This window comes from uncultured Rhodococcus sp. (assembly GCF_963525155.1).
In the GTDB taxonomy this organism is placed as follows: Bacteria; Actinomycetota; Actinomycetes; order Mycobacteriales; family Mycobacteriaceae; genus Rhodococcus_F; species Rhodococcus_F qingshengii.
The window spans coordinates 1-5,146 of the sequence record NZ_CAURKP010000282.1; the positions used below are offsets into that span (position 1 = coordinate 1).

General features: G+C 62.3%; 1 protein-coding gene. It reads left to right on the top strand.

From position 1 onward, the window contains the following. The first annotated feature begins 11 nt into the window (after positions 1 to 11). On the top strand, positions 12 to 5,120 hold the full coding sequence (locus RWT78_RS28090) for a non-ribosomal peptide synthetase (protein WP_314682533.1): 5,109 nt from the start codon (positions 12 to 14) through the stop codon (positions 5,118 to 5,120). Positions 5,121 to 5,146: the final 26 nt, after the last annotated feature.

The window sequence follows — 5,146 nt, forward strand, 5'->3', positions numbered from 1 at the left end:
CGGTGACGGCGGTGGAGGAGATCGTTGCGTCGGTGTTTGCCGAGGTGTTGGGTGTTGATCGTGTGGGTCTCGATGACGATTTCTTCGAGCTCGGCGGCAACTCTCTCAACGCCACTCGCACGATCAAACGAATCGCCGACGCTCTCGACACCGAACTTTCGGTTCGAGTTCTGTTCGAAGCATCCACGGTGCAGGATCTCGCAGCGCACGCCGAAAGCCGGACCGGGTCGGGTGGGCGAGTCGCGCTGACCGCGGTCGAGCGGCCAGAGCGGATTCCGCTTTCGTTGGCGCAGCAGCGTATGTGGTTCCTCAACCGATTCGACGGGAGTGCAGCGGCATACAACATCCCGATGGCGCTGCGCCTTCAGGGCGATCTTGACGTCTCGGCGCTGAGCGCGGCGATTTCTGATGTGATCGGGCGGCACGAATCACTTCGAACCGTCTACCCGGAAATCGGAGACGGTCCGGTGCAGGTCGTCAAGCCCGTGTCGAGTTGGTCGGACGAAATCGTCGCAGAACCGACTGGCGTGGACGAACTCGAAGGTGAGTTGGTCGCGCTGGCGTCGACGCGCTTCGACGTCACACGCGAGATTCCGATTCGTATCCGGTTGTTCCAGTTGGCTTCCGACGAATACGTACTCGGTGTCGCGATTCATCATATTTCCGCCGACGGTTCCTCGATGGCACCGTTCGCTCGGGATGTCGTGACCGCATACGCCTCGCGGGTTGCCGGGTACACACCGTCCTGGGCTCCTCTCGACGTTCAGTACGCCGACTACAGCCTGTGGCAGCGAGAGGTGCTGGGCAGTGAGGAAGACGCGGGATCTATTGCTTCGCAGCAGATTGCGTACTGGAGCAATGCTCTTGCCGGGCTGCCTGATCAGCTTGCACTTCCCGCCGACCGGCCGCGCCCCGCGACGCAGTCCTTCCGCGGCGGTTACCTGCACTTCGATATCGATGCAGAGTTGCATGCTCGGTTGAGCGGTCTTGCCAGGGCAAATAATTCGACGCTGTTCATGCTCACGCACACTGCGTTCGCGATGTTGTTGGCTCGACTGTCCGGAACCGAGGACATCGCGGTGGGTACACCCATTGCAGGACGTGGTGAGCGGGCACTCGACGATCTCATCGGCATGTTCGTGAACACCTTGGTGTTCCGTACGCAGATCGACAGCGGCGCGCCGTTCCTCGACCTGCTCGGACGTGTCAGGGAGACCGACCTTCAAGCATTTGCACATTCGGACGTTCCTTTCGAGCGACTCGTGGAGGTGCTCAACCCACCGCGTTCGACCGCTCGTCATCCGCTCTATCAGGTCGGCTTCCTCTTCCAGAACATGGAAACCGGAGGGCTCGAGCTTCCGGGGCTCACCGTCAAGGGCGTCGATATCGACAACGGGGTCGCGCAGTTCGATCTTCAGTTGATCGTCAGTGATCGGTACGACGCGAACGGATCTGCAGCCGGCATCACGTCGATGTTCAGCTACGCGCATGATCTGTTCGACGAGTCGACCGTGCAGGACTTCGCCGATCGATTCGTGCGATTGCTCGCGGAGATCGCGTCCGATCCGTCGTTGACCGTCGGCGACTTCGCGCTGCTGGATTCGTCCGAGAGCGACCGGATCCTGAACCGCTGGAACGAGACCGATCACTCCGTCCCGGGAGTCACTCTGGTCGAACTGTTCGACGAGCAGGTCGGTTCGAACCCGGGTGCGGTGGCAGTGATCGCCGGGAACACGTCGCTGACCTACGCCGAGTTCGATGCACGTGTCAATCGTCTCGCACGCCATCTGATTGCAACCGGTGTCGGTCCGGAGTCGTTGGTCGCGTTGGCAATCGAGCGATCGGTCGAACTGCTGGTCGCCATGTACGCGGTGGTGAAGGCAGGTGGTGGATACGTACCGATCGATCCGAACCACCCGGCGGACCGCATCGAGTACGTGTTGACCATGGCAGATCCGGTCTGCGTCCTCACTGCCTCGACCACTGCGAAGAATCCGGCGTTCGGTGATTCCGTGATCGAGGTGGACACGATCGATCTCGCGTCCTACGCGGAAGCGACGGTTACCGATGCGGATCGGATTGCTCCACTGCGAGTGGGCAACACCGCCTACGTGATCTTCACGTCGGGATCGACGGGGCGCCCGAAGGGCGTCGCGATCTCGCATCAGGCGGTGGTCAACCAGATTCTCTGGAAGCGCGATCAGTACAGCCTGGACCGATCCGATGCGATGGTGCTCAAGACCGCGGCAACGTTCGACCTCTCGGTCTGGGAGTTCTGGTCGGCACTGACTTCCGGTGCACGACTGGTGATTGCCGAACCCGAAGGTCACAAGGACCCGAGCTACCTGCTCGACCTGATGACCCGGGAGAAGATCACGACGCTCCACGTGGTGCCGTCGATGCTCGCGATGTTGCAGTCGGCATCGGAAAATGGCCTTCCGGAATCACTTCGTCAGGTGCTTGCGATCGGTGAAGCGTTGCCGGCCGCGACCGCGACCGAGTTCGCAGAACTCAGCGACGCGCAGTTGGTGAATCTGTACGGTCCGACCGAGGCCGCCGTCTCGGTGACAGCGCACGTCGTCGGTTCGGACGATACGACCTCGGTGCCGATCGGTGCCCCCGAATGGAACACGCAGGTGTTCGTGCTCGACACGCGTTTGCATCCGGTCCCCGTCGGAGTCACCGGGGAGCTTTACCTCGCCGGTGCCCAGCTTGCTCGCGGCTATCACGGGCGCGCGGATCTGACGTCGGAACGATTTGTGGCCAACGTCTTCGGTGACGCGGGTTCGCGGTTGTACCGCACGGGCGACCTCGTCCGGTGGACGGAGAACGGCGAACTCGACTACGTGGAGCGCGCCGACTTCCAGGTCAAGATCCGTGGCTACCGCATCGAACTCGGTGAGATCGAAGCGCTTCTTCGCAAGCAGGCCAGCGTGGACTCCGCTGTGGTGGTGGCCAAGTCGGATGCGCGTATCGGTGATCGACTTGTCGGTTACGTCGTTCCTCAAAGCGGGGAAAGCATCGATGTCGAAACCTTGAAGCGGACTCTTGTGGCTGAGTTGCCGAGTTACATGGTGCCGGCGGCATTGATGGTCTTGGACGAACTACCGCTCAACATCAACGGCAAGGTCGATCGCAAAGCCCTGCCCGACCCCGAATTCGAGGCGACCGAATTCCGTGCGCCGACCAACCCCGTCGAAGAGATCGTGGCGGGTGTGTTCGCTGACGTACTCGGTGTGGCGAGGGTCGGACTCGACGACGACTTCTTCGAGCTCGGCGGAAACTCTCTCGTCGCGACGCAGGTCGTGTCGAGGCTGGGTGAGGCGTTGGACGCGCAGATTCCGGTCCGCGTGATCTTCGAGGCGTCGACTGTCGGGGCATTGGCGTCGAGGGTTCTCGAACACGCGGGATCTGGTGGCCGCCCACCGTTGGTGGCTCAGGTGCGTCCGCACGAGATTCCGCTGTCGTTGGCGCAGCAACGTATGTGGGTGCTCAATCAGTTCGACAAGACCTCGGGTGCGTACAACATCCCGGTCGCGATCCGGCTGTCCGGCGCACTCGATGTCGACGCACTTCACTCAGCGGTGTCGGATCTGATCGAGCGTCACGAAGTGCTCCGGACGGTATACCCGGACCGGGGCAACGGACCGGTTCAGATGATCCTGCCTCGCTCCGCAGCGACGGTGGGACTGGAGGTGATCGCAACCGACGAAGCGTCGGTCGCCGAGCAGGTGGCTGACACAGTTCGCGAGGGTTTCGATGTCACGACAGCCGTTCCGTTGCGAATCCGTCTCTTCGAGGTCGACGAATCCGAGCGGGTCCTCGTCGTTGTCATTCACCACATCAGCGGTGACGGCTTCTCGATGGCTCCGTTGATCAGAGACACCATGGTTGCGTACACCGCACGTACCGGCGGGGAGACGCCGGAGTGGGCTCCGCTCGAGGTGCAGTACGCCGACTACACGCTGTGGCAGCGTGATGTCCTCGGATCGCCGGAGGACGCGGACAGTCAGCTGGGCCGTCAACTCGCGTACTGGGTGAACGAGCTCAAGGGAACTCCGGAGCTTCTGGAACTGCCGACCGACCGGCCGCGGCCGGCGCGGGCCAGCATGCGCGGTGCGGAATTCGAGTTTGCCGTCGATTCCGAGACCACCAACCGGCTCGCGACGATCGCACGGGAGCAGAACTCGACAGTCTTCATGGTGGTTCACACTGCCCTGGCCGTGCTGCTGGCGAAGATGAGTGGATCGAACGACATCGCAATCGGGACGCCGATCGCGGGTCGAGGTGAGCGGGCGCTCGACGATCTTGTCGGGATGTTCGTCAACACGTTGGTCTTGCGAACAGAGATCGCGCCTGCTTCGACGTTCGTCGACGTTCTGGCACACGTGAAGGACAAGGACTTGTCGGCATTCGCCAATGCCGACGTACCGTTCGAGCGGTTGGTCGACGAACTGGGGCGAGAGCGCTCTCACGCATACTCGCCGCTCTTCCAGGTCATGCTCACCTTCCAGAACATGGCTCTCGGTACGTTCCAGCTCCCGGGCCTCGAGCTCTCTGCGGTCGACAACGGTTTCGACCAGGCGATGTTCGATCTGCAGCTCACCGGTATCGAGCAATTCGACGATGCCGGGGTGCTGTCCGGGCTGAGGATGCGTTTCACCTATGCGACCGACCTGTTCGACGAATCGACCATCGCGCTTTTTGCGGCGCGATTCGGGCGGGTGCTCGAAGAACTGGTGACCGATCCCGGGGTCGTGATTCGCACGATCGACATCGTGACCGAGCAGGAACGCGAGGAAGCGAGCGCTGCCGAGCCGAAGTCCGCGGCAGACCTACCCGAACTGGCAGCCGCAGCGGCGGCCGCCGATCCTGAGGCAATTGCGTTCACCCACGGTGATCAGGCTGTCACCTTCGGTGAGTTGTCGACCAAGCTCGTTGCCATGCGTACCGCCATGGGGGCTGCTCTCGCCCCCGATGCTCTGGTTTCTGTGTCGCTCGCCGGACTTGTTCCGGGCATCCTGCCGGCACTTGGCGTCGACGGTCTCGCCACACTTGTGAGCTCGGTGATAGCTGACGCACAGTCGGTGTCAGCGGGCCGTGGGGGTACGGCCGGGTAACATTCAGTATTTGCCCAGTGAACGCC